This is a genomic window from Streptomyces sp. NPDC004031, assembly GCF_053604375.1.
In genome coordinates this window covers 1-3,074 of the sequence record NZ_JBSGHL010000134.1, presented here as the reverse complement: position 1 = coordinate 3,074, position 3,074 = coordinate 1, and the positions used below count along the sequence as shown (strand labels likewise).

Annotated in this window: 2 protein-coding genes; both read left to right on the top strand. The window is 52.5% G+C overall.

Annotation, left to right across the window (positions count from 1 at the left end; all coding sequences use genetic code 11):
• On the top strand, nucleotides 1–253 hold a 253-nt coding region (locus ACWERV_RS36580; RefSeq protein WP_355802468.1), incomplete at its 5' end, for a hypothetical protein.
• Nucleotides 254–1,389: 1,136 nt separating this feature from the next.
• Entirely contained in the window at nucleotides 1,390–2,796 is a 1,407-nt protein-coding gene (locus ACWERV_RS36575; RefSeq protein ID WP_198113255.1) for an FAD-binding protein, read from the top strand.
• Nucleotides 2,797–3,074 lie beyond the last annotated feature (278 nt).

Genomic DNA, 3,074 nt, shown 5'->3' with positions numbered 1-3,074 from the left:
GGCCCGACTGGGAGTGACCGTTCCGACTCTGATGCGCATAGAGGCCGGTGAACCGGGCGTTGGTATCGGTCTTTACGCGACGGCTTTATGGCTCATAGGACGGGATGGTGCTCTCACCGAGCTGGCGTCCCCAGAAAAAGACAGGGGGGCACTTGAGATGGACGTGCGTGAGGCTGTTGAGCTCGGCAAGTCTCGGGCAACTGCGTCCGCGCAGGCTCGGCTGAGCCGAAAGGAAAAGCGCGACCACCAGTGATTCAGAACGCAATGAGCGCAGGACGCTTTCAGGCAGGCGATAAGAGCACAGCAATCTGCTCGCGTTGTGGCGAACTGGTTGACACAACTTTCGTTCAACGAGATGTTCCGTTCAGCGACGGCAAGGGCTTCGTCGCAGGATTCTCGTAGCTATTTGCGATGTTTGCGATAACGTCGTTGCGATACCGGTTCAGTCCACTCCGGGTATCCGGGAAGCTCGATAATGATGTCCATCGTGAGGCGCTAAACGCGCATCGGTTCGCGTGAGCGACAGGCACAATGCGTCACCCTGGCGCCCTCTTTGCACGAAAATACCCAAGAGGAATAACTGCTCATGCGCGGAGTAAAAGCGCGGGCGCGTGTCGTGTACTATCGAGATGATTTGTTTTTGCCTTCGATGTAGGACCGCGTCTTTACTTTTTAGGGTCGCGCTTGCGAGGGAGGGTCACGCAGCGGACGAAAAACAGCGTAGAGTGCGGTACCACTCTTCCGCACACGAGATGGTCGCGATTGAGAGACGGATGAAGTTGCTAGTCAAAAAACACTTATGATTAAATGGGTTATTGACTCGCCTCAAGGCGAGGGTCATCCATGTATGCTAGCTGGGATAGGGGGATATAAGTGGAAGAGCTAATCGCGGCATATATCGCACAATTGTCGGAGAAGGACGGCCGAGAATATAGGGCGCGCGGGGATTTATTGGACGAGGTATATAGATATATCCTGGGCCAGGGTTTTGGTAAAATTTCAATTTCTGTGCTAACGAGAGTAGTCGACCAGTATGTGCGGTTGGCAATACTAGAGGACAGGGCTGCGCGAGTTGGAAGTGGGGAGTATGTATTCAGTGCTGCCGCTGATATCGAAAATATCAAACGAGACTACGACGATAGACGTCGGGGGCTCGTTCATCGGGAAGTCGTGTCACGTTCTGTGCCGGACCGTGGCCCCTCGTTAGAAGAGCGATTGAATATGTTGACCGCACGGAATAATGAGCTTTCTGTGCAAATTGACCGCATGCGAGATTTGTTGAGAATGAAGGGCGGCGTCCTCGCACTCATTCTTGATGATGATTTCCTTTGCACATCCGCGTCCGCTCGAAAGAGTCTATTCGACGCACAAGATTACGCTCTTTAAAACATGGATAAAAACAAATCTCATGCGGGGTTGGCGCTTCTTGCTTATAAGATTGGACCTAATCAGTTCGAGCTTAACAGGAGCTTGACCTATATCAGCATGCGTGACCAAGTCCTCCGGGCGCGGACACTTATTCATACGGCCATTGATGCAGGGCTATTCGAAAAGCAAGCTGAAAATAGTAGTTCGTTTGCTGATGGAGATGTCGACTACGATGTGGTTGTGCTAGGCGCGGGTGTGGGCGGAATTTCTGCAGCGTTGGCCTCTGCTGAGGCTGGTATGCGGACGCTTGTTCTCGATGCGCAGGGGCAGTGCTTTTCGTTGCTCCGCAAAGGCACAGACAGATTGTTGAGCACGACCGTTTATGATTGGCCAGCAATTCACTTTTCCAGTCACTGCTTTCCAGATATTCCAGACCTAAAACCTAATCCAGCGACGCATGCCGCTATCCTTCGCTTTCCCTCTGCTCCGAAAGCGGCGAGTGCACTGGCGGACGAGCTACAAGCGCAGCTAGATAAATATAAGCTGAAATATTCATCTGTTTTTCAGATTGAAAATGGAATAAAGCTAACGTCTCATCAAAGTGTGCTTTATGGTGGCGCAAGAGTTCTAACAGTTATCCTGCCGCGTGAGATAAATGTCCTCGGCGGCTCAAAAAGTAGCATTATTCGGGCTCGCATTGTTATTTTTGCAATTGGCTTCGGCTCGGAAAAGGTCCTTGCCAGTAGTTCTGATATTGGAAAAACGTTTTGGGGGTATGCCAGCCTTGAAAAAGAATTGGACGCACTTCGACCGGAACGCGCTACCGCTGTCGTACAGGGAGCTGGAGACGGAGGGCTTCAAGAGTGCCTGAGAATTGCGTTTAAGCCGGAATATCACGATTTGGCGAAAGCAATTTCTCTGTTGGAACGCGAGGTGTCAGACGTATCACCTGAGTGGTATCAGTTGATGTTGAAAATCTTGTGCGCGGAAGATAATGCGGCGCGTGCATATATGTGGGGATACGATATACCAACAGTCTATAAGGGGCTGGACGAAGTGCACGATTCGGTTATAGTCAGGTTGCTAGAACCAGAAACGAAGGGGGCAGTGCTTGAATGGTACCGCCAGGTTGTGCGGGAACGAGAAATACATATTTTTGTCGTTGACAAGCATGCGCATTCCGGTCGTGTATATGCATTAAATAGATTCCTAGTGAAATTATTGCTTACTCTCACGAAGAGAAATCTAGTAACGCGGGTCTCGGTTGAGTTGACGGGAGGCGCACCGACTGGACCGGCAGACATCGGCCCGATTGACCGTTCTGGAATTGACCAGGATGATGGTCCGCAAGGCACTGCCTCCAAGGAGGATTTGTTGCGACATGCCGTTTTTGGGGCCATTCCCAACCAATATGGAGTGGTGCGGTAAACGCCGGAGGCGTGCATAGCTGAAGAGCATTCGCGGGGCGCCCGCGCGCAGAGATGGACGCCCTTTCAACCGTGGCTGTCCACCCACGCTCGGCACCATCTGAGGCCCGCGAGTTCAGCTTCGTTCTCCGTCTCAAAACTACCGAGCACGCCCGAGGTTTCAACGAGCTTGTTGTTTCGCGTGATGGTGCCGCTGGCAGCAAATCCGATCCCGCCGCGGGTGGCCGTCGCCGACCTCCAGCACTTCGAGCACCTCGGCGAGGACGACTTCACCCTCAG